Origin of the sequence: Streptomyces sp. NPDC096105 (assembly GCF_044763335.1) — a bacterium.
Classification (GTDB): Bacteria; Actinomycetota; Actinomycetes; order Streptomycetales; family Streptomycetaceae; genus Streptomyces.
In genome coordinates this window covers 32,477-58,831 of sequence record NZ_JBIWGC010000024.1, presented here as the reverse complement: position 1 = coordinate 58,831, position 26,355 = coordinate 32,477, and the positions used below count along the sequence as shown (strand labels likewise).

Genomic DNA, 26,355 nt, shown 5'->3' with positions numbered 1-26,355 from the left:
GATCACTTGCCCTCGACGGGGCGACAGGACGGGTACTGGTCGCACCACACCGTCGTGGTGACGGTCACGGTCACGGTGGGCCGCGGGCCGCCCTGTGTCGGCTCGCCCACGCGGGGCGGGCTCTCGGAGTCGCAGTCGCCCAGCCCCTCGACGTGGAACACCTGCCGGCCGTCCACCTTCGCGGTGATGTCCCCGCGGATGCAGGCGTTGTCGACGGCGTGGGTGACCCGTCCGGTGACGGTGATCTCCTTGCCGCCCTCGGTCTCGCCCTCGCAGTCGACCGAGGCGGCGGTCTCCTGCGAGCCCGGCGAGGCGGAGGACCCGTCCCGGTCGCCGAACGACGCGTTGCAGGTGAGCCAGCGGACCTTGTCCTTCTGCCGGTTGAGCTCCTCGGTCACGGTCCCGTCGGTGGTGAGCGCGACGGCCGCGGAGCTGAGGTCGCCGCCCTCGCAGGCCGTGACGCCCGTGACGGCGGCCACGGCGAAACCGGCGGCAACCGCGAGTCGCCGCCCTCGTGTTCCCCGCGGGAACCTTGTCATCGCCCCCATGTACGGCAGCGTGCCACCGCCGCTCGTCCGGCGGTAGGGCGCATTGGGCCATGCTCGGCGCCCCCGGCACACCCCCTCCGGCGTTCCCGGAGCGGGGCCCGGGGCGGAGCCCCGTGACGCGAGGTCAGGACCAGCGTCCGGTGCGCCCCAGCAGCAGCGCCGCCGCGGCCGTCCCCGCCGTGGACGTCCGCAGCACGCTCCGCCCCAGCCGGTACGCCCGCGCCCCGGCGCTCTCGAACAGCGCCAACTCCTCGGGGGACACCCCGCCTTCGGGCCCGACGACCAGCACGATCTCGCCGGAGGCGGGCAGCGGAACCGTGGCCAGCGGCTCCGTCCCGCTCTCGTGCAGCACCGCCGCGAAGTCCGCTTCGGCGAGAAGTGAGGCAACTCCCTTGCTCGTCACCGCGTCCGCGACCTCCGGGAACCGCACCCGACGCGACTGCTTGCCCGCCTCCCGGGCGGTGGCCCGCCACTTGGCGAGGGACTTGGCGCCCCGCTCGCCCTTCCACTGCGTGATGCAGCGCGAGGCCGACCACGGCACGATCGCGTCGACGCCGACCTCGGTCATGGTCTCCACGGCCAGCTCGCCCCGGTCGCCCTTGGGCAGCGCCTGCACGACGGTCAGCCGGGGCGTCTCCGCCGGCTCCTCGACGACCTCGCCGAGCCGGACGACGAGCCGGTCCTTGCCCTCGGTGCCGTCCACCTCGCCCGCGGCCCAGCGGCCCGCGCCGTCGGTGAGGACGACCTCCTCGCCGGCCCGCAGCCGCTTCACGGCGACGGCGTGGCGTCCCTCGGGTCCGTCGAGCACGAAGCGACCGGCGCCGTGCGTGTCGAAGCGGTCGACGACGAAGACGGGGGCGGTCATCGGACGCCTCCCGACAACGCCGTCCGGGCGGCGGCCAGCTCGGCGACGAGCACGTCCACCAGCTGTCCGGCGGGCAGTTCGCGGGCCATGCGGTGGCCCTGCCCCGCCCACAGCGCGAGCCCTTGCACGTCCCCGGCCTCGGCGGCGGCCTTGCGCAGCGGCGCGGTCAGGTGGTGGACCTCCGGGTAGGCGGCGGGGGCGTACGGGCCGTGCTCGCGCAGGAAGCGGTTGACCAGGGCGCGCGCGGGACGGCCGGTGAAGGCGCGGGTGAGTTCGGTGCGGGCGTGGAGGGGGTCGGTGAGGGCCTGCTTGTGCAGGGCGTGCGCGCCGGACTCGTGGGCGGCGACGAAGGCCGTCCCGAGCTGGGCCGCGTCGGCGCCGGCGGCGCACACGGCGGCGATCTGGCCGCCGCGCATGATGCCGCCGGCGGCGACGACGGGGATGCCGACGGACTCGCGGACCTGGGCGACCAGGGACAGCAGTCCGATGCCGCCGCCGTCGCTCTCCGGGACGTCGCGGTGGGTGCCCTGGTGGCCGCCGGCCTCGACGCCCTGGGCGATCACCACGTCGGCGCCGGCCCGTTCCACGGCGCGGGCCTCCTCGGGGGTCGTGGCGGTGACCAGGGTGAGGGTGCCGACGCGGTGCAGCGCGTCGATCACCTCGCGGGCCGGCACCCCGAAGTGGAACGACACGACCGGCACGGGGTCGTCGAGCAGCACGGCGAGTTTGGCGTCGTAGCCGTCGTCGCGGCCGCTGCCGGGGTCGCCCAGCTCCGTCTCGTACCAGGAGGCCTCACCGGCCAGCTGGTGGGCGTAGACGCCGACGGCGGCGTTGGAGGGCGCGGCGTCGGCCGTTCCGGTGGGGCCGGCGCTCGCACCGGGTGTCTCGGGCTGGGGCAGGAAGAGGTTGACGCCGAAGGGACGGGAGGTGAGTCCTCGCAGCTGCTTGATCTCCTGGTACATCCCGTCCGCGGTCTTGTACCCGGCGGCCAGGAAACCGAGCCCGCCCGCCTCGGACACGGCGGCGGCGAGCTGCGGCACCGATACGCCGCCCGCCATGGGCGCCTGCACGATCGGGTGCGGGAAGAGATCGGTCAGTACGGAGGACATGACCGCATGGTGTCACGTCCCCCGACCGACCCCGAAGCGGCCCTTCCCCTTGGCATGAGCCACTTTCCGCCGGGCCGCCGAAGGCATCGGCGGCCCGGCGGGGGCGGGGTCAGCGGCCGTTGAACGCGTCCTTCAGCCGCGAGAACAGCCCTTGCTGACCCGGCTGGAACTGGCCCGTGGGCCGTTCCTCGCCGCGCAGCTTGGCCAGCTCGCGGAGCAGGCGCTCCTGCTCCGGGTCCAGCTTGGTCGGGGTCTGCACCTCGACGTGGACGACGAGGTCCCCCCGGCCGCCGCCGCGCAGGTGGGTGACGCCCCGGCCGTGCAGCGGGATCGACTGGCCGGACTGGGTGCCGGGCCGGATGTCGACCTCCTCCAGGCCGTCCAGCGTCTCCAGCGGCACCTTGGTGCCGAGCGCCGCCGCGGTCATCGGCAGCGTGACCGTGCAGTGCAGGTCGTCGCCGCGCCGCTGGAACTGCGAGTGCGGCAGCTCGTGGATCTCGACGTACAGGTCGCCGGCGGGACCGCCGCCGGGCCCGACCTCGCCCTCGCCGGCCAGCTGGATCCGGGTGCCGTTGTCGACGCCGGCCGGGATCTTCACCGTGAGCGTGCGGCGGGAACGCACCCGGCCGTCGCCCGCGCACTCCGGGCAGGGCGTGGGCACGACCGTGCCGAAGCCCTGGCACTGCGGGCAGGGGCGCGAGGTCATGACCTGGCCCAGGAACGACCGGGTGACCTGCGAGACCTCACCGCGGCCGCGGCACATGTCGCACGTCTGCGCGCTGGTGCCGGGCGCGGCGCCCTCGCCGCTGCACGTGGTGCAGACGACCGCCGTGTCGACCTGGATGTCCTTGGTCGTGCCGAACGCGGCCTCGTCCAGCTCGACCTCGATCCGGATCATGGCGTCCTGGCCGCGGCGGGTGCGCGAACGCGGTCCGCGCTGCGACGCCGTGCCGAAGAACGCGTCCATGATGTCGGAGAAGTTGCCGAAGCCCCCGGCCCCGAAGCCGCCCGCGCCGCCGGCGCCGCCGGACTGGGACAGCGGGTCGCCGCCGAGGTCGTAGACCTGCTTCTTCTGCGGGTCCGACAGCACCTCGTAGGCGGCGTTGATCTCCTTGAACCGCTCCTGGGTCTTCGGATCCGGATTGACGTCCGGATGCAGCTCGCGGGCGAGCCGCCGGAAGGCCTTCTTGATCTCTTCCTGCGACGCGTCGCGGCGTACGCCGAGTACGGCGTAGTAGTCCGTGGCCACCTATGACTCCGCCAGGATCTGTCCGACGTACCGTGCCACTGCGCGTACCGCTCCCATCGTTCCGGGGTAGTCCATGCGGGTCGGTCCGACCACGCCGAGCTTGGCGACAGCCTCGCCGCCCGAACCGTAGCCGACCGACACGACGGACGTGGAGTTGAGTCCTTCGTGGGCGTTCTCGTGACCGATCCGTACGGTCACACCCGGATCCTTCGCCTCGCCGAGCAGCTTGAGGAGCACGACCTGCTCCTCCAGCGCCTCCAGGACGGGCCGGATCGTGAGGGGGAAGTCGTGTCCGAAGCGGGTGAGGTTGGCGGTACCGCCGATCATCAGCCGCTCCTCGTTCTCCTCGACGAGCGTCTCCAGGAGAGTGGAGAGCACCGTGGAGACCGTACCGCGGTCATCGGTCTCGAAGGCCTCCGGGAGATCCTCCACCAGACCCGGCACATCGGTGAACCGGCGGCCCGCGATCCGGCTGTTGAGCCGCGCCCGCAGGTCGGCCAGGGACGACTCGCCGAACGGCGCCGGGCAGTCGATCATCCGCTGCTCGACCCGGCCGGTGTCGGTGATCAGCACCAGCATCAGCCGCGCCGGGGCGAGGGACAGCAGCTCCACGTGCCGCACCGTCGAGCGGGTCAGCGAGGGGTACTGCACCACGGCGACCTGCCGGGTGAGCTGCGCGAGCAGCCGCACCGTGCGGGCCACGACGTCGTCGAGGTCGACGGCGCCCTCGAGGAAGTTCTGGATGGCCCGCCGCTCGGGCGGGCTCATCGGCTTGACGCCGGCCAGCTTGTCGACGAACAGCCGGTAGCCCTTGTCGGTGGGGATGCGCCCGGCACTGGTGTGCGGCTGGGCGATGAAGCCCTCCTCCTCCAGGGCCGCCATGTCGTTGCGCACGGTGGCCGGGGAGACGCCGAGGTTGTGCCGCTCGGTGAGCGCCTTCGACCCCACGGGTTCCTCGGTGCCCACGTAGTCCTGGACGATCGCGCGCAACACCTGGAGCCTGCGTTCACTGAGCATCGCGCACACCTCCAGCTGGCTTCCGCCCGGTAACGACTCTGGCACTCTTCGCACGCGAGTGCCAGACTTCCCCGGCCCAGTGTACGGCCGGGGGGTACGCCGTCGGCAAGGCCGGTCCGCGCCGTGCTGCCGGGTGCCGCCGTCCCCGCTAGCGTCCCGGTCATGACCGTGACTTGGGAAGAGTCGGGATGGGAGCAACTGGCGCCGGGGGTCGGGCGGCGCCGGCTGCCGGGATGGGACTGCACGGCGGGGCTCGTGGTGGGCGCGGACGGCGTCCTGGCCGTCGACGCGGGCTCCTCCCTCGCCGAGGGCGCGCGGTTGCGGACCGAGGCGCGGGAGCTGACCGGCCGCCGTGTGACGCATCTCGCGCTCACCCATCCCCACTTCGACCACGTCCTCGGGGCGCCGGCGTTCGCGGGCGCGGAGGTGTACGGCGCGGTGGGTCTGGACGTCGCGCTCGCCGGGCGGGGGCGCGAGGAGCTGCGCGCGGACGCGGTGCGCTGGGGTCTTGACGCGCGGGCGGCGGACGAGGCGGCGGACGCGCTGGTCCCGCCCCGGCACGCGGTGTCCGGCGCGTGGACGCTGGACCTGGGCGGCGGCCGTCAGGCGCTGCTGGCGAACGTCGGCCCGGGTCACACCGCGTACGACCTGGCGGTGCTGGTGCCCGGCGACCCGGGGGTGGTGTTCTGCGGCGACCTGGTCGAGGAGTCGGGCGAACCGCAAGCGGGCCCGGACGCCGTGCCGACCCGCTGGCCGGCCGCGCTGGACCGGCTGCTGCGGCTGGGCGGCGAGGACGCGGTGTACGTCCCCGGTCACGGAGCGGTGGTCGACGCGGCCTTCGTACGGGCCCAACGGGACGCGCTGGCGGCCCGGTTCGGCGTGTCGGACTGATCGCCGCCGGGGCGATCCTCGTATCGTCGGCGGAATGCGCCAGTACTCCGCCGACCTGACCCCTCCGTGGAAGAAGCCGCAGTCCGCGCCCGAGGTGCCGGCCGAGCCGGGCCTCGTGGTGGAGGAGCCCGGCACCGGTTTCTGCGGCGCGGTGATCCGCTGCGAGGCCGGCACGGTGACCCTGGAGGACCGCTTCGGCAAGCACCGGGTGTTCCCGCTGCGGCCGCGCGGGTTCCTGCTGGAGGGCCGCGTGGTCACGCTGGTCCGTCCCCCGTCGGGCCCCGCCCGGCCCGCCCGCACGGCGTCCGGCTCGGTCGCCGTCCCCGGCGCACGGGCGCGGGTCGCCCGCGCGGGGCGCATCTACGTGGAGGGCCGGCACGACGCCGAGCTGGTCGAGAAGGTGTGGGGCGACGACCTGCGCGTCGAGGGCGTGGTCGTGGAGTACCTGGAGGGTGTGGACGACCTCCCGTCCGTCGTCGAGTCCTTCGGCCCGGGGCCGGACGCGCGGCTGGGTGTGCTGGTGGACCACCTGGTGCCGGGCTCCAAGGAGTGGCGGATCGCCCAGGAGGTGACGAGCGAGCACGCGCTGGTGGTCGGTCACCCGTACATCGACGTCTGGGAGGCCGTGAAGCCGGCGTCGGTCGGGATCGAGGCGTGGCCCCGGGTGCCGCGGGGGCGGGACTGGAAGACGGGGGTGTGCGAGGCGCTGGGGTGGCGGGTCGCGAACACGGGCGAGGCGTGGCAGCGGATCCTGGGCTCCGTCCGCTCTTACAAGGACCTTGAGCCGCAGCTCCTCGGGCGGGTGGAGGAACTGATCGACTTCGTCACGGCGCCGTCGTCCTGACCGTCTTCCTCCCGCCTTTCGGTCCTTGGTGCCTCGTCCTCGAACGCCGGACGGGCTGCTGACAGCCCCTCCGGCGTTCGAGGAGCGGGGTCCGGGGCGGAGCCCCGGGGACGGGAAGGGGCGGCGGGGGCGAAGGACCTCTGGTCAGTCGACCAGGTCCCGGACCACCGCGTCGGCCAGGAGGCGTCCCCGCAGGGTGAGGGCCGCGCGGCCCTCCGCGAAAGGCCCGGGACGGAGCAAGCCGTCCGACAGCGCGCGGTCAGCAGCCGCACGCCCCTCCTCCCGGAGGAGATCCAGCGGCACCCCGTCCCGCAGCCGAAGCTCCAGCAGGATCCGCTCCACCCGCCGGTCCTCCGAGGACAACACCTCCCGTCCCGCCCCCGGCGACCGCCCCTCCGCCAACGCCGCCGCGTACGCGCCCGGATGCTTCACGTTCCACCAGCGCACCCCGCCCACGTGCGAGTGCGCCCCGGGTCCGGCCCCCCACCAGTCGGCCCCCCTCCAGTACAGCTCGTTGTGCAGACAGCGCCCCGCGTCCGAGGTCGCCCAGTTCGACACCTCGTACCAGGAGAACCCCGCCCCCGACAGCCGCTCCTCGGCGATCAGGTACCGGTCCGCGTGGACGTCGTCGTCCGTCATCGGCACCTCCCCCCGCCGGATCCGGCGCGCCAGTCGGGTGCCCTCCTCGACGATCAGCGCGTACGCGGACACGTGGTCCGGCCCGGCGCCGATCGCCGCGTCCAGCGAGGCGCGCCAGTCGTCGTCCGACTCCCCCGGCGTGCCGTAGATCAGGTCGAGGTTGACGTGGTCGAACCCGGCCGCGCGGGCTTCGGCGACACACGCCTCGGGGCGGCCGGGGGTGTGCGTGCGGTCGAGGACCTTCAGCACGTGCCGCCTGGCGCTCTGCATGCCGAAGGAGACGCGGTTGAAGCCGCCGGCCCGCAGCTCGGCCAGGTAGGCGGGGTCGACGGACTCGGGGTTCGCCTCCGTGGTCACCTCGGCGTCGGGCGCGAGCCCGAACTCCTCGCGGACGGCCGCCAGCATCCGCACCAGGTCGCCGGCGGCGAGCAGTGTGGGCGTGCCCCCGCCGACGAACACCGTGCGCACCGGCCGCGGGTCGTCGCCGAGCACCTTGCGGGCCAGCCGGATCTCGTCGACGAGCGCCTCGGCGTAGTTGTCACGGGAGGCCAGCACGCCGCCGGTGCCGCGCAGCTCGGTCGCGGTGTAGGTGTTGAAGTCGCAGTAGCCGCAGCGGGTCGCGCAGTAGGGGACGTGCAGGTAGAACCCGAGGGGGCGGTCGGCCGCCCCGGCGAGCGCGGACGCGGGCAGCGCGCCGTCGGCGGGGACGGGCTCGCCGTCGGGGAGTGCGGAAGGCATGTGCTCCATTGTCCCGCACCCCGCCCGATCCCCTTCCGCACCCTCATTCCGCCTGGAGCACCAGCAGGGCGAGGTCGTCCGCCGGGGGCCGCGCCCCGAAGTCGTGCACGAGCCGGGTGATCCGTTCCGCCACCGCTCCGGCCTCCAGCCCGGCGCAGCCCGCCAGCGCCGCGGCCAGCCCGTCGCCGTCGTCGAACTGCCGCGACCCGGAGCGCCGCTCGGTCACTCCGTCGGTGACGCAGAGCAGGGTGTCGCCCGAGTACATCTCGAACGTCTCGCTGGTGTACGCCGTGTCCTCGACGACCCCGAGCAGCGTCTGCGGCTGGGCGACGGGACGGACGGCGCCCTCGGGGTCGAGCAGGAGGGGCAGGGGGTGGCCGGCGGAGGCGAGGGTGCAGCGCACGCCGCCGGCGAAAGGCATGAGCTCGCCGTAGAGGAGGGACAGGAAGCGGGTCTGGGGGCCGTCGCCGGGCGTGGTCGGGCGGGCTCCCGCGGCCACCAGGGCGCGGGCGGCGGCGTCGGCGGCCTCGGTGGCGTCGTCGAGGAGGAGCTGGTTGAGCCGGTCGAGGACGTCGGCGACGCGGTAACCCTCGCGGGCGAGCAGCCGCAGCCAGGGCCGGACGAGCCCGATGACGACGGCCGCCTCGGGGCCCTTGCCCTGCACGTCGCCGACGGCGAAGCACCAGCGTCCACGGCCGGCCGGGAAGAGGTCGTAGAAGTCGCCGCTGGGGCCGCCCTTGTCGCACGGTTCGTGGACGAGGGCGCTGCGCACGCCGGGGATCTCGGCGACGGCGCCGGGCAGCAGGCCGCGCTGCAGCACGGCGCTGATGGTGGCCTGGCGGGCGTACTGCCGGGCGGCCCCGATGGCGAGCGCGACCCGCCGGCCCAGGTCCTCCACGAGCCCGGTGATCTCGTCGGGGAAGCGGTCGATGCCGCCGCGTCCGATCACCAGCGTGCCGAGCGGGCGGCCCCCGGCGACGAGCCGGTACGCGAGCGCGGTCCCGGTGCCGCCGGCCCCCGTGGACGGGCCGGCCCCCGCGGACCCCGGCCACGGACAGGGCACGGGCCCGGTGCCGAGCGGGTCGTCGGCCTGGGGCGGCGGGTTGCGCTCCAGCGCCCGGCTCAGTTCCTCGACGAGGTGCTCGCTGGCGTGCCAGACGCGGGCGAGGCGGCCGCCGGCGCCGGTCCGGCCGCCGTGGGCGGCGGCCTCGTCCTCCAGCCAGACCGCGCACCAGTCGGCGAGCCGCGGCACGATCAGCTGGCCGGTGAGCGAGGCGACCAGGTCCTCGTCCAGCTGCCCGGCGAGCAGGTCGGACGCCTCGGCCAGGAAGGACAGCGCGCCCCGGCCCAGCCAGGCGCCGTCGCGACACGGGCGGCGGGCCAGCCAGTCGTCTCCGTAGGAGGCGGCCCGCCAGGTGTCGCGGGGCGCGTCGCGGGGCCCGGTGCGGCCGCGCGGGTCGAGCGGGTCGGCGGCGAGGAGGGCGGCCGCTCGCAGGTCCCGCGCCGGGGCGCGCTCCCCGGCGTACGCGGCGGCCGGGTCGGCGGGCGCCTCCTCGCGCGTCGGCAGCCGCGCCCACACGGTCTTGCTCCCGGCGCGGTAGGTGACGCCCCAGGACTCGGCGAGCGCGGCGACCGTGCGCAGCCCGCGCCCGTACTCGAGGGCGTCGTGCGCCGGCGCCTCCGCCGCGTCGCGCGGCGCGCGGGAGGGGTGCCGGTCGGCGACCTCCACGACGAGTGCGCCGGTGTCCTCCTCCAGCCGGCAGGTCAGCCGCACCTCGGTGCCGGCGTGCACGACCGCGTTGGTGACCAGCTCGCTGGCGACCAGGGCGGCCTCGTCGCCGACGCGGCCGGTGAGGAGGTCGGCGCCGGGCACCGGGAGCTGCGCCCACTCGGTGAGCGCCTTGCGCAGCAGCGCGCGTGCGGAGCCCGGCGCGAGGGGACTTCCGGACAGCGTCGCCTCCACCCGCGCGCACCCCCGCACGTCGGGGGCGCACGAGGTGGTCTCCCGTTGGGTCGGAATGGCCCGCATGGGCAGCTCCCCGGGCAGTTCGTACGAAGAGAACTCGATCGCTTGCCGACAGGGTGACAGAACGGACCCGCCCATAAGCGCCGAGTCACGAAAGTGGATCGTTTGTCAGGGGAACAGCGCTATATATTCACTCAAGAACGACGACGCGACCGATCATTTTCGGTCATCACGGAACGTGGAGGTGCGAGTCCGCGTCGGCCGGGAAGCGGCCGGCGCGGGGCGTTCCCCCCGGTGAACGTCAGGAGAAGTCGAGGACCAGGAGTCCGCGCGGACCGCCGGCTCCGGGCAGGCGGTGCGCCCCGGCCGCGCCGGAGGCGGACAGCACCTCGGCGAGCCGGCCGTCGGCACCGGGGCCGGTCCGGCCGGTCACGTCCGCCGCGTCCGTGCCGGGCACGTACGGGGGTCGGGCGCCCGCCGTCCGGGCGGCGTGGCCACCGCTGCGCAGCGCGACGTCCGTGGGGTCCCCAGCGGCGGCGTGCGCCCTGACGCGGGCCTCGCCGGGTTCCGCCCCGGGCGTGGGAAGCCCCCTTCCCGCAGAACGCCGGGGCCGCCGCAAGCGGGCGGTCCGGCGGCCCGTACGGCGGAGGGCGACCGCGCCGGCCCGCGGTCGGTTTCCCGGGCCGGCGGCGGAACGGCCGGCCGGGAGAGCGTGTCTCCCGGCCGACGGGACGTCACTTCTCGAGCGCGCCCTCGTACATCTCCTCGATGAGGTGCTTGTACTCGCGCTCCACCACCGGGCGCTTGAGCTTCAGGCTCGGGGTGATCTCGCCGTGCTCCACGTCGAGGTCGCGCGGCAGGAGGCGGAACTTCTTGATGGTCTGCCAGCGCTGCAGGCCGTCGTTGAGCTGCTTGACGTAGCCGTCGACCATCTCGACGGTGGCGGGCGCCGCGACGATCTCCGCGTACGGCTTGCCCCCCAGGCCGTTCTCGGCCGCCCAGGCGGTGATGGCGGCCTCGTCGAGCGCGATGAGCGCGGTGCAGTAGTTCCGGTCGGCGCCGTGCACCAGGATGTTGGAGACGTAGGGGCAGACCGCCTTGAACCGGCCCTCGACCTCGGCGGGCGCGATGTACTTGCCGCCGGAGGTCTTGATCAGGTCCTTCTTGCGGTCGGTGATGCGCAGGTAGCCGTCGGCGGACAGCTCGCCGATGTCGCCGGTGTGGAACCAGCCGTCCTCCTCCAGGACCTCGGCGGTCTTGTCGGGGAGGTTGTGGTAGCCCTGCATGATGCCGGGGCCGCGCAGCAGGATCTCGCCGTCCTCGGCGATGCGGACCTCGGTGCCGGGCAGCGGCTTGCCGACGGTGCCGGTGCGGTAGGCCTCGCCGGGGTTCACGAAGGAGGCCGCGGAGGACTCGGTGAGGCCGTAGCCCTCCAGGATGTGGATGCCGGCGCCGGAGAAGAAGTAGCCGATCTCGGGCGCGAGGGCGGCGGAGCCGGAGACGCAGGCGCGCAGCCGGCCGCCGAAGGCCTCACGGATCTTGGCGTAGACGAGCTTGTCGGCGAGGGCGTGCTTGGCGCGCAGTCCGGCCGGGGCGGTCGCGGTGCCGGTGCGGCGGAAGTTGTCCTGCGTGACCTTGGCGTACTCGCGGGCGACGCCCGCCGCCCACTGGAAGATCTTGTACTTGGCGCCCCCGCCGGCCCTCGCCTTGGCGGCGACGCCGTTGTAGACCTTCTCGAAGATGCGGGGGACGGCGGCCATGTAGGTCGGCTGGACCACCGGCAGGTTCTCGATGATCTTGTCGACGCGGCCGTCGACCGCGGTGACGTGGCCGACCTCGATCTGGCCGGAGGTGAGCACCTTGCCGAAGACGTGCGCCAGCGGCAGCCACAGGTACTGCACGTCGTCGGCGTTGACCAGGCCGGTCGCGGCGATCGCCTTGGCCATGTACGACCAGTTGTCGTGCGGCAGGCGCACGCCCTTGGGGCGGCCGGTGGTGCCGGAGGTGTAGATGAGGGTGGCGAGCTGGTCCTTGGTGAGGGCCGCGACCCGCTCCTTGATCAGCTCGGGCTCCTTCCGGAGGCGGGCGGCGCCGCGCTTCTCCAGCTCGGCCAGGGTGATCACGAAGTCGTCGGTGTCGGCGCCGTCCGCGTCGATCACCACCACGCGGGTCAGTTCGGGCAGCTCGTCGCGCTTGGCGACGGCCTTGGCGGCCTGCTCGGCGTCCTCCGCGATCAGCACCCGGCTCTGCGAGTCGGACAGGATGTACGCGGACTCGTCGGCGTTGGTCTGCGGGTAGACCGTGGTGGTGGCGGCGCCGGCGCAGAGGATGCCGAGGTCGGCGAGGATCCACTCGACCCGGGTGGCGGAGGCGAGGGCGACCCGCTCCTCCGGCCGCACGCCCAGCTCGATCAGTCCGGCCGCGATCGCGTGCACCCGCTCGGCGGCCTCGGCCCAGGTGAGCGACTTCCAGCCGTCCGGGCCCTCGCCGGAGGCCGGGGGGACCGGGTAGCGGTAGGCCTCGGCGTCCGGTGTGGCCGCCACACGCTCCAGGAAGAGGGTCGCCACGCTCGGCGGACGGTTCTCGATCAGTGTCTGTGTGTTGCTCACGACATCCTCCGGGGCCCGCGACGGTGCGGCTGGCTCAGTGCGGCTGGGGTTTCCTCGCGACGCTGTTTAACTCACGAGTAACTATCGAGCACGGACAGAGTAAAGGCCGACCGGCCACCGCGTAAGGGGCCACGGCCGGTGACTTCACACAGACAGCCACGTGAGGGACGTGCGAGGCCCGCCGCACGCACGTGCGGCGGGCCCCGATTCGCCCGATTCGCGGAGTGACCCCCGGTAACCGGCGTTACTTCTTGGCCTTGCCCGACCCCGCGCTCTCGTCGCTGGAGAGGACGGCGATGAAGGCCTCCTGCGGGACCTCCACGGACCCCACCATCTTCATCCGCTTCTTGCCCTCCTTCTGCTTCTCCAGCAGCTTCCGCTTACGGGAGATGTCACCGCCGTAGCACTTGGCGAGGACGTCCTTGCGGATGGCGCGGATGGTCTCGCGGGCGATGACCCGCGAGCCGATGGCCGCCTGCACCGGCACCTCGAACGCCTGCCGCGGGATCAGCTCCTTCAGCTTGGCGACGAGCCGCACGCCGTACGCGTACGCCTGGTCCTTGTGGGTGATCGCGGAGAACGCGTCCACCTTGTCGCCGTGCAGCAGGATGTCCACCTTGACCAGGCTGGAGGTCTGCTCGCCGGTGGGCTCGTAGTCGAGGGAGGCGTAGCCGCGGGTCTTGGACTTCAGCTGGTCGAAGAAGTCGAAGACGATCTCGGCGAGCGGCAGCGTGTAGCGGATCTCCACCCGGTCCTCGGAGAGGTAGTCCATGCCGAGCATGACGCCGCGCCGGTTCTGGCACAGCTCCATGATCGAGCCGATGAACTCGCTGGGCGCGAGGATCGTGGCCCGCACGACCGGCTCGTAGACCTCGTGGATCTTCCCCTCGGGGAACTCGCTCGGGTTGGTGACGGTGTGCTCGGTGCCGTCCTCCATGACCACGCGGTAGACCACGTTCGGCGCGGTGGCGATCAGGTCGAGCCCGAACTCGCGCTCCAGCCGCTCGCGGATCACGTCCAGGTGCAGCAGGCCGAGGAAGCCGACGCGGAAGCCGAAGCCGAGGGCGGCGGAGGTCTCCGGCTCGTAGACCAGGGCGGCGTCGTTGAGCTGGAGCTTGTCGAGAGCCTCGCGCAGCTCCGGGTAGTCCGAGCCGTCCAGCGGGTACAGCCCGGAGAACACCATGGGCTTGGGGTCCTTGTAGCCGCCGAGGGCCTCCTCGGCTCCCTTGTGCTGACTGGTGACGGTGTCGCCGACCTTCGACTGGCGGACGTCCTTCACACCCGTGATCAGGTAGCCGACCTCGCCGACGCCGAGGCCGTCCGCGGACAGCATCTCCGGCGAGTTGGTGCCGATCTCCAGCAGCTCGTGGGTGGCGCCGGTCGACATCATCCGGATGCGCTCACGCTTGTTGAGCTGCCCGTCGATGACCCGGACGTACGTCACGACACCGCGGTAGGAGTCGTAGACCGAGTCGAAGATCATCGCGCGGGCGGGGGCGTCCTCGACGCCGACCGGGGCCGGGATGTCGGCGACCACGCGGTCCAGCAGCGCCTCGACGCCCAGACCGGTCTTCGCGGACACCTTCAGCACGTCGTCGGGCTCGCAGCCGACCAGGTTCGCCAGCTCCTCGGCGAACTTCTCCGGCTGCGCGGCCGGCAGGTCGATCTTGTTCAGCACCGGGATGATCTGGAGGTCGTTCTCCATCGCCAGGTAGAGGTTGGCGAGGGTCTGCGCCTCGATGCCCTGGGCGGCGTCGACCAGGAGGATGGTCCCCTCGCAGGCGGCGAGCGACCGGGAGACCTCGTAGGTGAAGTCGACGTGACCCGGGGTGTCGATCATGTTGAGGATGTGCGTCTTGCTCTTGTCGTGGGTCGGGGCCCACGGCAGGCGCACCGCCTGGGACTTGATCGTGATGCCGCGCTCGCGCTCGATGTCCATGCGGTCGAGGTACTGGGCGCGCATCTGCCGCTGCTCGACCACTCCGGTCAGCTGGAGCATCCGGTCGGCGAGCGTGGACTTGCCGTGGTCGATGTGCGCGATGATGCAGAAATTGCGGATCAGCGCCGGGTCGGTACGGCTCGGCTCGGGCACATGGCTGGGGATCGCGGGCACGCAGGGTCCTGATTCTTGAGGCGTCCGCATACGTGTGCTTGTCCGTCTGCGGTCTCGGGTCGGATCGATACGTAGCCTCCATGGTCCCACGGGTGGCGACCGGGGACGGGTTTGGGCCGCGGAACGGCCCGCTGGTAGTGTGGGGGGCTGTGTCTCATGCCCTCTCAGCGCGAGGCACACCCCCAAGAAATCACCCGGTGCGGAACCGTGCGCCCGCGTACGGCCCCGTGCCAGAACCTGTAGAGGCTCATTCGTGGCGAACATCAAGTCCCAGATCAAGCGGAACAAGACGAACGAGAAGGCCCGGCTGCGCAACAAGGCCGTCAAGTCCTCTCTGAAGACCGCGATCCGCAAGGCCCGCGAGGCCGCCGCCGCGGGTGACGTCGAGAAGGCCGCCGAGTACCAGCGCGCCGCCGCGCGCCAGCTCGACAAGGCCGTCTCGAAGGGCGTCATCCACAAGAACCAGGCCGCCAACAAGAAGTCGGCGCTGGCTCGCAAGGTCGCGGCCGTCAAGGGCTGAACCACCCTGATCTGACCGCCGGCGGGACCCGGGCGGGCCCTCTCTCATCCGCCCCCGGCCGGCACCCCCGAGCCCGTACGCGGCCTGCGTTCGCCACGCGGGTACGGGCTCGACAGTTTCATCCGGAGGCCCCGTCTCCCACCCTTCCCCAGGGTCGGAGACGGGGCCTTCGGCTTGCGGGCGGGACGCGCGAGGCGTGGCCGCGGTACGGCGACCGCTCCCGGTACTACGCCCGGCCCCGGGAGCGGGCCGCGCGGGCGATGGTGACGACGGCCTTCTCCAGGGCGTACCCGGGGTCGTCCCCGCCGCCCTTGACGCCCGCGTCCGCCTCGGCGACGGCGCGCAGCGCCTCGGCCACGCCGTCCGGGGTCCAGCCGCGCATCTGCTGCCGCACGCGGTCGATCTTCCAGGGCGGCATGCCCAGCTCGCGCGCCAGGTCGGCGGGCCGGCCGCCGCGCGCCGAGGACAGCTTGCCGATGGCCCGCACGCCCTGCGCCAGCGCACTGGTGATCAGCACCGGGGCCACACCGGTCGACAGCGACCAGCGCAGCGCCTCCAGGGCCTCCGCCGTCCGTCCCTCGACCGCCCGGTCGGCGACCGTGAAGCTCGACGCCTCGGCCCGCCCGGTGTAGTAGCGGCCGACGACGGCCTCGTCGATCGTGCCCTCGACGTCCGCGACGAGCTGCGTCACCGCGGAGGCCAGCTCGCGCAGGTCGCTGCCGATGGCGTCGACGAGGGCCTGGCACGCCTCGGGTGTGGCCGACCGCCCGGTCGTCCGGAACTCGCCGCGCACGAACGCCAGCCGGTCGGCCGGCTTGGTCATCTTCGGGCAGGCCACCTCCCGCGCGCCCGCCTTGCGGGCCGCGTCCAGCAGGCCCTTGCCCTTCGCGCCACCCGCGTGCAGCAGCACGAGGGTGATCTCCTCGGCGGGCGAGGACAGGTACGCCTTGACGTCCTTGACCGTGTCGGCCGACAGGTCCTGCGCATCGCGCACGACCACGACCTTGCGCTCGGCGAACAGCGAGGGGCTGACCAGCTCGGCGAGGGTGCCCGGCTGGAGCTGGTCCGGGGTCAGGTCGCGGACGTCCGTGTCGGCGTCGGCGGCCTTCGCCGCTGCCACCACCTCCCGCACGGCGCGGTCGAGCAGCAGCTCCTCCTGGCCCACGGCGAGCGTCACGGGGGCGAGGGGGTCGTCGGATGCGTTCTTCCTGGCCATCGCCGACAAGCATCCCACGGGCCACCGACAGCACCGCCCGGCCGGCCGCACCCGTCCCGACCGGGCGGCAGCGGCGGCTACGGCTCCTCGCGCCAGCCGTCCCAGCGGCCGACGAACTCGTCCAGCTCGCCGGCGTCCAGCCGTCCCGCCTCGTCCCGCAGGACGACGAGCCACTGCGCGTCCTCCGCGTCGTCCTCGCCCGCGAGGGCGTCCCGTACGAGCTGTGGCTCCTCGTCGACACCGAAGCGCTCCTCCAGCGCCTCGGCCACCTCCTCGGCCGCGTCCCGGTCGGGCAGCACCAGCACATGTCGCACATCACTCACACGGGCCATTGTCCGGTACGGGCTCAGCCGCCCGTCCCGCCGCCCCGCACGGCCGGCACCGCGTCCAGCGTGATCCCGAACTCGTCCCGGTAGATCGCCAGCACCTCCGCGTCCGACCCGGTCCCGCGCTCCTGCCGCGTCCCGTCCGGCGCCGTGCGGGTCAGCCGGCGGCCGCTGAGCGTGATCCGGCCGCCGTCCTCGGTGACCCGCGAGCACACCAGCGACCGGGGGAAGTGGGAGTGGGGCGAGGTGCTGTGCCACCACGCGCCGGCCGTGAAGTCGGCGAGCACCCTGGGCCGTGTCTCCAGCCGGTACACGAGCCGCCCGTCGCGCAGCACGTCCAGGTCCGCCGCCCCGGCCGCATCGTGCCCGCCGCTCACCCCGGCCGCGTCCGCGACCGCCTCCGCGACCTGGAACACGCCCGCCGGGTCCCGCTGCTCCCCCCGCTCCTCCCGGGCGAGCGGCAGATGGAAGTGCGAACCGAACCCGACGTCCGCCAGCCAGTCACCGCCGTCCTCCGTCCGCACCCGCAGCGCGAGATGGTCGTACGGGATGCCCAGCCGGCCGCCGCCCGCGTGGACGCGTGCGGCGAGCAGGGTGACGTCGTAACCGAGCGCGGTGAGCAACGCGCCGAAGGCGCCGTTGAGCTCGTAGCAGAACCCGCCGCGCCGGGCCTCCACCACCTTGTCCAGCAGCCGCTTCTCCTCGAGCACGATCTCCTCGCCGAGATGCACGGACAGGTTCTCGAACGGCACGGTCCGCAGATGGCGCAGATGCAGCTCCCTCAGCGCGTCCGTGGTGGGCCGGACGGGCCGTTCCATCCCCAGGCGGCGCAGATAGGCGTCGGCCGTCGCGGTGTCGATCCCCTCGGTCATGCCTCTCAGTGTCGCGCCACCTCCAGCTCTCCGCCCCCGTCCGTGCCGGCGAGGACCGCCAGCGCCCCGTCCCGGTCGGTGCGCAGCACGGCCGCCCCCTGGGCCCGCAGCGCGTCGACCGTCCCCGGAGCGGGGTGGCCGTAGGGGTTGTCCGCACCGGTGCTGATCAGCGCCAGCCGTGGCGCGGCCAGGCGTACGAGGCCCGGATCCTGGTACGCCGAGCCGTGATGGGCGACCTTGAGGACGTCCACGGCCGCCAGGTCCCGCGCCGCCGGTGACCGGGCCAGGGCACGCTGGGCCGGGGGCTCCAGGTCGCCGAGGAGCAGCAGGCGCAGGCCGCCGGTGCGGACCAGCAGGGCCACGCTGGCGTCGTTCGGCCCCTCCACCGCCGGGTGTCCGCCCGGTGGCGGCCACACCACCTCCCAGGACAGGTCGCCGGCCCGCCGCTGCTCCCCGGCGACGGCCCGGGTCACCGGAACGCCCGCGGCGGCAGCGGCTCTCCGGACGGACGCCGCCTGGTCGGCCGGTTCCTCCAGGCCCGTGGTCCCGATGCCGCCCACCTCGCGCCCGCGCAGCACACCGGTCAGCCCGGCCACGTGGTCGGCGTGGAAGTGGGTCAGGACGACGAGCGGGACCCGGGTGACGTCGAGGGAGCGCAGGCAGTGGTCGACGCGCTCGGGGTCGGGTCCCGCGTCCACGACCACCCCGGCGCCCTCCCCCGCCGCCAGCACCAGCGCGTCACCCTGTCCCACGTCGCACATCACCATCCGCCAGTCCGGCGGCGGCCAGCCCGTGATCGTGCGCACCAGGGGGCGCGGCTGCACCACCAGCAGCGCCAGCAGCAGCGCGCACACGGCGCACCACCAGGGGTGCCGCAGCAGTCTCCGCCCCACGAGCAGCACGGCCAGGGTGACCGCGCCGAGCGCCGCCGCCCCCGCCCAGCTTCCCGGCCAGTCCACCCCGGCGCCCGGCATCGCCGCCCCGGTCCGCGCGACCTGCGCGATCCACCCCGCGGGCCAGCCCGCGCACCACGCCACCGCCTCGGCCAACGGCATCGCGACCGGCGCGGTGGCCAGCGCCAGGAATCCCAGCACGGTGGCCGGCGCGAGCGCGGCCTCGGCGAGCAGGTTGCACGGGATCGCCACCAGGCTCACCCGGGCCGACAGCACGGCCACCACCGGCGCGCAGAGCGCCTGGGCGGCCCCGGCGGCGGCCAGCGCCTCCGCGACGCGGGGCGGCACCCCGTGGCGGCGCAGTGTCCCGCTCCAGCGAGGGGCGAGGGTGAGCAGCGCGCCGGTCGCCAGCACGGAGAGCAGGAAACCGTAGGCGCGGGCCAGCCACGGGTCGTACAGCACCAGCAGCAGGACGGCCGTCGCCAGGGCCGGGACGAGGGATCTGCGGCGGCCGGTGGCGAGCGCGAGCAGCGCCACGGATCCGCAGGCGGCGGCGCGCAGCACGCTGGGGTCGGGCCGGCACACGACGACGAACGCGAGGGACAGCGCCGCGCCCAGCACCGCCGTGGTCCGCAGCGAGATGCCCAGGCGGGGCGCGAGCCCGCGTCGCTCGGCCCGCTGCGCCAGTCCCGGCGGGCCGAGGAGCAGGGCGAGCAGGATGGTGAAGTTGGCGCCGGACACGGCGAGGGTGTGCGTGAGGTCGGTCTCCCGGAACGCCTCGTCCAGCTCCGGCGTCACCCGCGCGGTGTCCCCGACGACCAGTCCCGGGAGCAGCGCCCGCGCGTCCTCCGGCAGGTCCTCGGTCGCCTCGCGCAGTCCGGCGCGCAGCCGCCCCGCCAGCCGCTGCGGGGCCGACGGTCCGTCCACGACCCGAGGGCCGTCCTCACCCCGCACCCGCAGCACCGCCGCGAACCGGTCGCCGCCCTCCCGCGCCGGCGCGAGCCCCGCCTCGACCCGCAGCCGGGTGGAGGGCAGCAGGGACAGCCAGGGCGAGTGCCGGTGGCCGGCGGCGGGGGCGGCCGGCTTCCGGTCACCGGCGTCGCGGTCACCGGCGTCGACGATCAGCAGAACCGGTGCCCGGGTTTTCCGCGCGGCAGCGCCGGCCCGCTCCACGCGCCGGACGTCGGCCTCGATCAGCACGGACACCGGGGCCGCGCGGTTGCCGCCGACCCGGGGCCGGGTGAGCCGTGGATCGGCGGTGACCTCCACCTCCGCGACGACCCGGGCGTACTCCCTGGCCAGTCCGGGGACGGGGCCGCGCCGGACGTCCGCGCCGTGCAGGCCCGCCGAACCGGCGGCGGCCGCGACGCACAGCAGGGTGGCCGCGACCGCGTGGGCGGTGACGCGTGCCCGCTCCGTCAGGCGCCTGTGCGCCGGGAGGAGGACGGCGGCGGCCAGGACCGAGACGACCACGGTGACCGCGGCCCAGCCGGGCGGGGCGTGCAGCGTCACCGCCGCCGTGGCCCAGGCGGCGAGGGCGGGCGGGACCAGCCGGAGGTCGGCCGGCCCCTCCTGCCGCGGACGGGAGACGCCCAGGCAGGTGCCCGAGTTCTCATGGACGACGGGGGTGCGGGTGCTCATGGCCGTACGAGGTCGCGCAGGTCGGCGAAGCGGCGGTCGCCGATGCCGTTGACCTCCCTCAGCTCGTCCACCGAACGGAAACCGCCGTTGCGGGTGCGGTAGTCGACGATGTGCTGGGCGAGGACGGGTCCGACGCCGGGGAGGGTGTCGAGCTGGTCGACGGTGGCGGTGTTGAGGGAGACGGGTGCCGTGGGGGCGGCCGCCGTTCCGGTGCCCGCCGGGGGCGCGGGGGCCGCCGCTCCGGCCGGTGCCGGGCCCCCGACCACCACCTGCTCGCCGTCGACCAGGAAGCGGGCGCGGTTGAGGCCGCCGGTCCTCGTACCGGGCCGCACCCCGCCGGCCGCCCTCAGCGCGTCCTCGACCCGTGAGCCGGCGGGCAGGCGGTGGACGCCCGGGTCCCGCACCTTGCCGCTGACGTCCACCATGATCTCGGGAGCCGCCGTGCCGCCCGCCTGCGCCCAGGAGCCGGGAGCACGGGGAGCGCCCGACGGGCTTGTCCCACCTCCCGCGCCCTCCTGCGTGGCCGGAGCCGCCCGCACCACCTCCGGTGCCCGTACCGGCTGGGTGCGCCCGGTCCAGAAGTGCTGCACGGCGAACACCAGGGTGAGGACGAGCAGCGCCGAGAGCGCCACCACGCTCCGCCGCTCCAGCCCGCACCGGGCCTGCACCCACAGCGGCAGCCGCTCCCGCAACGCGGGTCCCCACCGCCCAGGCGGAGGCCCTGGCGGAGGTCCCGGCTCGGGCGCCCCGTCGGGCGCCTCCCCGGCCACGGCGTCCGGACGGTCGCCGGCATCGCCCGCCTCGTGGCGGGGGCGCGGGGCAGGCAGGCGCACGGGGTGGGTGGCCGGCTCGTCCCCCTCCGGTCCGACACCGAGGAACCGCCCCGGACGAGCCGCGTGCGCACCGCTCGGCCCAGCTGCCGGACGCCTCCCCACGCCGTCCGGGAGGCGCCGCAGCACGAGCGTCCGGTCGTCCGTCGTCGCCGCGCGCCCCGCACCCGTCCGAGGCGTCGTCAGCAGCGCGTGTCCTGCCGCTCCTTGACGGTCCGCCACCACGGCTCGGCGCGGCGGTGAAGGCGCCGCGTCCTTCACGGCCGCCAAGGCGCCGCTCTCCCCCGCCCGCGCCCAGCTCGGCGCCCTCCGCGCCGGACGCCCTCCGCGGACCACGGGCTCCCCGCCGAACAACGTCTCCGCACGGCGCCGGATCTCCTCGCCCGGAGCCTGACGACCACCGCCACGGGACCACGCGCGGGCCCGGCTCGGACGACGGTGACGATGGTGCGAGGTGCGGCCGTCGGACAGGGGACCGCGGCCCGGACCACTGGTCGGAACAGCTCGTGTGTGAGATCGAAGTGCCATGCGACGAGGGTCGGACACGACCGCCCCATCGCGATGATCTTGCTCGGAACCCGTGGACGAGCACCCGGTTGTGGAGAACTCCGTCACCCGATCGAAGGAGCGGACTCCGGCTCCCGCCTCACCGGGCCGAAACCACCACCCCCAGCAACCCCGGTCCCGTGTGCGCCCCGATCACCGCGCCCACCTCGCTGACATGCAGCTCGGACAGGGCCGGCAGCCGGGCGCGGAGCCGGTCGGCCAGCGCCGAGGCGCGCTCCGGCGCGGCGAGATGGTGGACGGCGACGTCCACCTCCGCGCTCCCCGCCCGGTCAGCGGCGATCTCCTCCAGGCGGGCGATCGCCTTCGACGCCGTCCGCACCTTCTCCAGCGGTTCGATACGGCCGCCCGCCAGCTGCAGCAGCGGCTTCACCGCGAGGGCGGAGCCCAGCAGCGCCTGGGCCGCGCCGATCCGGCCGCCCCGGCGCAGATAGTCGAGCGTGTCGACGTAGAAGTAGGCCGACGTGGCCGCCGCCCGCTTCTCCGCCGCGGTGACCGCCTCGTCCACGGTGCCGCCCGCCTCCGCGCTCTCGGCGGCCGCCACCGCGCAGAAGCCGAGGGCCATCGCGATCATGCCGGTGTCCACCACGCGCACCGGCACCGGGGCCTCGCGGGCCGCGAGGACCGCCGCGTCGTAGGTGCCGGACAGCTCGGCGGAGAGATGGAGCGAGACGATGCCGGTCGCGCCGGACACGGCGGCCCTGCGGTAGGTCTCCGCGAAGAGCTCGGGGCTGGGCCGGGACGTCGTGACGGAACGCCGCTTCTGCAAAGCCTGGGCGAGGGAGCGGGTGGAGATCTCGGTGCCCTCCTCGAGGGCGCGGTCCCCCAGCACCACGGTCAGCGGTACCGCCGTGATGCCGTGCCGCTCCATCGTCCGGGCCGGAAGGTAGGCCGTTGAATCGGTGACGATCGCGACATGGCGGGACATGAGCTGGAGGTTACCTGCCGTGGTGGCCGTGCGGCAGCCCGGACCGTGGGGCGTCGTCCGCCGTGGTGTGCTCACCGCTGCTCAGGCGGTCGTCACGTGGTGCTTTCGGGGCGCGGCTTCTTCTGCCAGGGGTAGGTGGGGTGCGGGGTGGCCGGGGCGATGGCGGGCCGCTCCTGGTCCTCGTCCCGCTGCGGCTCCGTCTCCTGCCGCGCGGTGTCCGGCCAGGTCCGGCCCGAGGCGTCGGCGGCCGGCGCCTCGGGCCGGCGCGAGGGCGCGGGTGTGGCCGGCTGGTCCGTGGTGGTCCAGTGCCGCAGGGCGCCGGCCTCCATGTCGATCTGCGTGCTCAGCGAGTCGAGGTCGTCGTCCGCGAAGCGGCGGGCGCGGTCGCGGGTGGCCCAGCGCAGGGAGTCCGCGGAGCTGGTGATGCGTTCGGTGCGCTCGCGCAGGTCGGGCAGGCGCGCGGACAGCGTCGCGCGGTCCGGCTCACCCTCCAGGCGGCGCAGCTCGGCGTCCAGCTCGTGGCCGTGCGCGCTGAGGCGCTGGAAGAGGGCGAGGGACTCCTTCACCGAGTCGTCCTCGGCGGCGACCGCCTCCAGGGCGTCCTGCGTGGCGCGCATCGAGGTGCGCAGCTTCAGCCGGAGCTGGGCGATCTCACCGGCCGAGCCGGACTGCGCGAACGCCTTGGCGCGCAGGGTGTGGTCCTCGACCGTGCGGCGGGCCTGGTGAATGTGGCGGTCCGCGCTGCGCTTGGCGGCGCCGACGACCTTCACCGTGGCGTAGACGCCCAGTGCCACGAAGAGCACGAAGAGCAGGGCGATCACTGCGAACACCGCTTCCACGAGGCTCCTCCTCCGGGCACGTCCGGCCTGTCCGGCACACGTCGTGCCGCTCTTCCACGGTAAACGCTACGGGCAGGTCCGGAGTTCCTGCGGAACCCCGAACCTGCCCGCACACAACGCGACGGCTCCCCGTAAGGGTCGGCCGACGGCACGGCCCCCACCCGTAAGGGCGGGCCGGGCCCATCAGGCCGACTCAGACCGTTTCAGCCCCCCATCGGAGCTGGTCCAAGCCGGTTCAGGCCGGTTCAGGCCGGTTCAGGCCGGTTCAGGCCGGAACGATGTTCACCAGCTTCGGCGCCCGCACGATCACCTTGCGGATCCCCGCGCCGTCCAGCGCCGCGACCACCCGCTCGTCGGCCAGCGCCGCCTTCTCCAGCTCGTCGTCGGAGATGTCCGGGGACACCTCCAGCCGCGCCTTCACCTTGCCCTTGATCTGCACCACGCAGGTGACGGTCTCGTCGGCCACGTACGCCGGGTTGGCCACCGGGAAGTCCCGGTGCACCACGGAGTCGGTGTGGCCCAGCTTGCGCCACAGCTCCTCGGCGATGTGCGGGGCCAGCGGCGCGATCAGCAGCACCAGCGACTCCGCGACCGGACGCGGCAGCGGGCCTCCTCGCTTGGTCAGGTGGTTGTTCAGCTCCGTGACCTTGGCGATGGCGGTGTTGAAGCGCATGCCCTCCAGGTCGCCGCGGACGCCGTCGACGGCCTTGTGCAGGGCGCGCAGGGTGGCCTCGTCGACGTCGTCGGTGTCGGCGACGGTCACCTCGCCGGTCGTCTCGTCGACGATGTTGCGCCACAGCCGCTGCAGCAGGCGGAACTGGCCGACGACCGCGCGGGTGTCCCAGGGGCGGGACACGTCCAGCGGGCCCATGGCCATCTCGTACAGGCGCAGCGTGTCGGCGCCGTACTCGGCGCAGATCTCGTCCGGGGTGACCGCGTTCTTCAGGGACTTGCCCATCTTGCCCAGCAGGCGGGTGACGCGCTCGCCCTGGTACCAGTAGCCGCCGTCACGCTCCTCCACCTCGGCGGCCGGCACGGCGATGCCCCGGCTGTCGCGGTAGACGTAGGCCTGGATCATGCCCTGGTTGAACAGCTTGTGGAACGGCTCCGCCGAGGAGATGTGCCCCAGGTCGTACAGCACCTTGGACCAGAAGCGGGCGTACAGCAGGTGCAGCACGGCGTGTTCGGCGCCGCCGACGTACAGGTCGACGCCGCCGTGCGGCATGCCCTCGCGCGGGCCCATCCAGTACCGCTCGATCCCGGGGTCGACCAGCTTCTGGGAGTTGTCCGGGTCCAGGTAGCGCAGCTCGTACCAGCAGGAACCGGCCCAGTTGGGCATGGTGTTGGTCTCGCGCCGGTACTTCTTCGGCCCGTCGCCCAGGTCCAGGGTGACGTTCACCCACTCCTCGTTGCGCGACAGCGGCGTCTCGGGCTGGGTGTCGGCGTCGTCCGGGTCGAAGGTGCGCGGGCTGTAGTCCTCGACCTCGGGCAGCTCCAGCGGCAGCATCGACTCGGGCAGCGCGTGGGCGACGCCGTCCTCGTCGTAGACGATCGGGAAGGGCTCGCCCCAGTAGCGCTGACGGCTGAACAGCCAGTCGCGCAGGCGGAAGTTGACGGTGCCCTCGCCGTGGCCCTCGCGCTCCAGCCACTCGGTGATGCGCGCCTTGGCCTCGGTGACGCCCAGGCCGTCCAGGGAGACGTGCTCGCCGGAGGAGTTGACGATCTTCGCGTCGTGGGAGACGAAGGCGTCGTCCCAGGTCGACGGGTCGGTGCCGCGGCCGTCGGTCGGTTCGACCACGCAGACGACGGGCAGTTCGAAGGCGCGGGCGAACGCGAAGTCGCGGGAGTCGTGGCCGGGGACGGCCATGATCGCGCCGGTGCCGTAGCCCATCAGGACGTAGTCGGCGATGAAGACGGGCACCTTCTGCCCGTTGACCGGGTTGGTCGCGTACGCGCCGGTGAAGACGCCGGTCTTGTCCTTGGCCTCGGCCTGCCGCTCGACGTCGGACTTCGAGGCGGCCTGGGCGCGGTAGGCGGCGACGGCCTCGGCGGGCGTCGCGTGACCGCCGGTCCACACCTCGTGGGTGCCCTCGGGCCAGGCGTCCGGGGTGAACTTCTCGACCAGCGGGTGCTCGGGCGCCAGCACCATGTAGGTGGCGCCGAACAGCGTGTCGGGACGGGTCGTGAAGACGGTGACGGACTCGCCGTCGATGGGGAAGTCGACGCGGGCGCCCTCGGAGCGGCCGATCCAGTTGCGCTGCTGCAGCTTGATCGCCTCGGGCCAGTCCAGGGCGTCCAGGTCGTCCAGCAGGCGGTCGGCGTAGGCCGTGATGCGCATGTTCCACTGGCGCAGCTTGGCCTTGAAGACGGGGAAGTTGCCGCGCTCGGAGCGGCCGTCGGCGGTGACCTCCTCGTTGGCCAGCACGGTGCCCAGCCCGGGGCACCAGTTGACGGGCGCGTCGGAGGCGTAGGCCAGGCGGAACTCGCCCAGCACGTCGGCGCGCTCGGCCTCGGTCAGCTCGCTCCACGGGCGCGTGTGGCCGGGGACCGGACGCTCACCGGACTCGAACTGCGCGACCAGTTCGGAGATCGGGCGGGCCTTCCCCGCGTCCTGGTCGTACCAGGAGTTGAAGATCTGCAGGAAGATCCACTGGGTCCACTTGTAGTAGTCCGGGTCGATCGTGGCGAACGACCGGCGCTTGTCGTGGCCCAGGCCCAGCCGGCGCAGCTGGCTCTGCATGTTCTTGATGTTGGCCTCGGTGGACACGCGCGGGTGCGTGCCGGTCTGCACCGCGTACTGCTCGGCGGGCAGGCCGAAGGCGTCGAAGCCCAGGGTGTGCAGGACGTTGTGCCCGGTCATGCGCTGGAAGCGGGCGTAGACGTCGGTGGCGATGTAGCCCAGCGGGTGTCCGACGTGCAGGCCCGCGCCCGAGGGATACGGGAACATGTCCATGATGAACTTTTTGGGCCGTGCGACCAGCTCCGGGCCGCCCGCCAGGTCACCCTTCGGGTTCGGCGCCGCGTACGTGCCCTCGGCGTCCCAGAAGTCCTGCCAGCGTGCCTCGATCTCGGCGGCCAGGGCGGCCGTGTAGCGGTGCGGCGCGGCCTCCGCGGCTGCGGGGTTCGTCTCGCTCATGA

General features: G+C 73.9%; 21 protein-coding genes. 3 read left to right on the top strand and 18 right to left on the bottom strand.

Going from position 1 to position 26,355, the window contains the following annotated elements:
* Positions 1-2 precede the first annotated feature (2 nt).
* The 5 genes from ACIQ8B_RS28210 to hrcA form a co-directional block, all read right to left on the bottom strand.
* On the bottom strand, positions 3-539 hold the full coding sequence (locus ACIQ8B_RS28210) for a hypothetical protein (protein ID WP_403550647.1): 537 nt from the start codon (positions 537-539) through the stop codon (positions 3-5).
* A gap of 133 nt (positions 540-672) precedes the next feature.
* Positions 673-1,413, bottom strand: coding sequence for a 16S rRNA (uracil(1498)-N(3))-methyltransferase (locus ACIQ8B_RS28205; protein WP_403550645.1), 741 nt, complete (start codon positions 1,411-1,413; stop codon positions 673-675).
* A complete protein-coding gene (locus tag ACIQ8B_RS28200) occupies positions 1,410-2,522 on the bottom strand; it encodes a nitronate monooxygenase (RefSeq protein ID WP_403550643.1) in 1,113 nt (370 codons plus the stop codon). The genes ACIQ8B_RS28205 and ACIQ8B_RS28200 overlap by 4 nt, the downstream gene beginning before the upstream one ends.
* Positions 2,523-2,631: 109 nt before the next feature.
* Positions 2,632-3,771, bottom strand: coding sequence for a molecular chaperone DnaJ (gene dnaJ, locus ACIQ8B_RS28195; RefSeq protein ID WP_106414278.1), 1,140 nt, complete (start codon positions 3,769-3,771; stop codon positions 2,632-2,634).
* On the bottom strand, positions 3,772-4,788 hold the full coding sequence (gene hrcA, locus ACIQ8B_RS28190; RefSeq protein WP_106414277.1) for a heat-inducible transcriptional repressor HrcA: 1,017 nt from the start codon (positions 4,786-4,788) through the stop codon (positions 3,772-3,774).
* 162 nt (positions 4,789-4,950) lie between these two features.
* Between hrcA and ACIQ8B_RS28185 the strand changes: the two genes are divergently transcribed.
* Both ACIQ8B_RS28185 and ACIQ8B_RS28180 read left to right on the top strand, forming a co-directional pair.
* A complete protein-coding gene (locus ACIQ8B_RS28185) occupies positions 4,951-5,679 on the top strand; it encodes an MBL fold metallo-hydrolase (RefSeq protein WP_403550641.1) in 729 nt (242 codons plus the stop codon).
* Positions 5,680-5,713: 34 nt separating this feature from the next.
* Positions 5,714-6,523 carry a DUF3097 domain-containing protein gene (locus tag ACIQ8B_RS28180; RefSeq protein ID WP_106414275.1) on the top strand — a complete coding sequence of 270 codons (810 nt, stop codon included), beginning with the start codon at positions 5,714-5,716 and terminating at the stop codon, positions 6,521-6,523.
* 144 nt (positions 6,524-6,667) lie between these two features.
* On the opposite strand, the gene hemW is transcribed toward ACIQ8B_RS28180, so the two are convergent.
* The 5 genes from hemW to lepA form a co-directional block, all read right to left on the bottom strand.
* A complete protein-coding gene (hemW, locus tag ACIQ8B_RS28175; protein ID WP_403550639.1) occupies positions 6,668-7,900 on the bottom strand; it encodes a radical SAM family heme chaperone HemW in 1,233 nt (410 codons plus the stop codon).
* Between the two features lie 43 nt (positions 7,901-7,943).
* Positions 7,944-9,929 carry a SpoIIE family protein phosphatase gene (locus tag ACIQ8B_RS28170; protein WP_403550637.1) on the bottom strand — a complete coding sequence of 662 codons (1,986 nt, stop codon included), beginning with the start codon at positions 9,927-9,929 and terminating at the stop codon, positions 7,944-7,946.
* Positions 9,930-10,167: 238 nt separating this feature from the next.
* The gene (locus ACIQ8B_RS28165) at positions 10,168-10,299 is read right to left on the bottom strand and encodes a hypothetical protein (protein ID WP_290010616.1); all 132 of its coding nucleotides are present in this window, start codon (positions 10,297-10,299) and stop codon (positions 10,168-10,170) included.
* A gap of 301 nt (positions 10,300-10,600) precedes the next feature.
* The gene (locus ACIQ8B_RS28160; RefSeq protein ID WP_290010614.1) at positions 10,601-12,475 is read right to left on the bottom strand and encodes a long-chain fatty acid--CoA ligase; all 1,875 of its coding nucleotides are present in this window, start codon (positions 12,473-12,475) and stop codon (positions 10,601-10,603) included.
* A 244-nt stretch (positions 12,476-12,719) separates the two neighbouring features.
* On the bottom strand, positions 12,720-14,588 hold the full coding sequence (gene lepA, locus ACIQ8B_RS28155; protein WP_403550634.1) for a translation elongation factor 4: 1,869 nt from the start codon (positions 14,586-14,588) through the stop codon (positions 12,720-12,722).
* 253 nt (positions 14,589-14,841) lie between these two features.
* Between lepA and rpsT the strand changes: the two genes are divergently transcribed.
* Complete coding sequence (gene rpsT / locus ACIQ8B_RS28150) at positions 14,842-15,108, top strand: 30S ribosomal protein S20 (RefSeq protein ID WP_106414271.1); 267 nt, start codon at positions 14,842-14,844, stop codon at positions 15,106-15,108.
* 226 nt (positions 15,109-15,334) lie between these two features.
* Here rpsT and holA read toward each other — a convergent pair whose 3' ends face one another.
* The 8 genes from holA to leuS all read right to left on the bottom strand — a co-directional run bounded on the left by holA (position 15,335) and on the right by leuS (position 26,353).
* Positions 15,335-16,324: a DNA polymerase III subunit delta gene (holA, locus tag ACIQ8B_RS28145; protein WP_403550631.1), complete on the bottom strand. Its 990-nt coding sequence runs from the start codon at positions 16,322-16,324 to the stop codon at positions 15,335-15,337.
* A gap of 77 nt (positions 16,325-16,401) precedes the next feature.
* On the bottom strand, positions 16,402-16,647 hold the full coding sequence (locus ACIQ8B_RS28140) for a hypothetical protein (protein ID WP_106416422.1): 246 nt from the start codon (positions 16,645-16,647) through the stop codon (positions 16,402-16,404).
* Positions 16,648-16,670: 23 nt separating this feature from the next.
* Positions 16,671-17,522, bottom strand: coding sequence for an arylamine N-acetyltransferase (locus ACIQ8B_RS28135; RefSeq protein ID WP_403550629.1), 852 nt, complete (start codon positions 17,520-17,522; stop codon positions 16,671-16,673).
* Between the two features lie 5 nt (positions 17,523-17,527).
* Complete coding sequence (locus tag ACIQ8B_RS28130) at positions 17,528-20,056, bottom strand: ComEC/Rec2 family competence protein (RefSeq protein ID WP_403550627.1); 2,529 nt, start codon at positions 20,054-20,056, stop codon at positions 17,528-17,530.
* On the bottom strand, positions 20,053-20,748 hold the full coding sequence (locus ACIQ8B_RS28125; protein WP_403550625.1) for a helix-hairpin-helix domain-containing protein: 696 nt from the start codon (positions 20,746-20,748) through the stop codon (positions 20,053-20,055). Before ACIQ8B_RS28125 ends, ACIQ8B_RS28130 begins: the two co-directional genes overlap by 4 nt.
* A gap of 784 nt (positions 20,749-21,532) precedes the next feature.
* The gene (locus ACIQ8B_RS28120) at positions 21,533-22,378 is read right to left on the bottom strand and encodes a DegV family protein (RefSeq protein ID WP_403550623.1); all 846 of its coding nucleotides are present in this window, start codon (positions 22,376-22,378) and stop codon (positions 21,533-21,535) included.
* Between the two features lie 92 nt (positions 22,379-22,470).
* Positions 22,471-23,217 carry a hypothetical protein gene (locus ACIQ8B_RS28115; protein ID WP_403550621.1) on the bottom strand — a complete coding sequence of 249 codons (747 nt, stop codon included), beginning with the start codon at positions 23,215-23,217 and terminating at the stop codon, positions 22,471-22,473.
* A gap of 265 nt (positions 23,218-23,482) precedes the next feature.
* On the bottom strand, positions 23,483-26,353 hold the full coding sequence (gene leuS, locus ACIQ8B_RS28110) for a leucine--tRNA ligase (protein ID WP_403550619.1): 2,871 nt from the start codon (positions 26,351-26,353) through the stop codon (positions 23,483-23,485).
* Positions 26,354-26,355 lie beyond the last annotated feature (2 nt).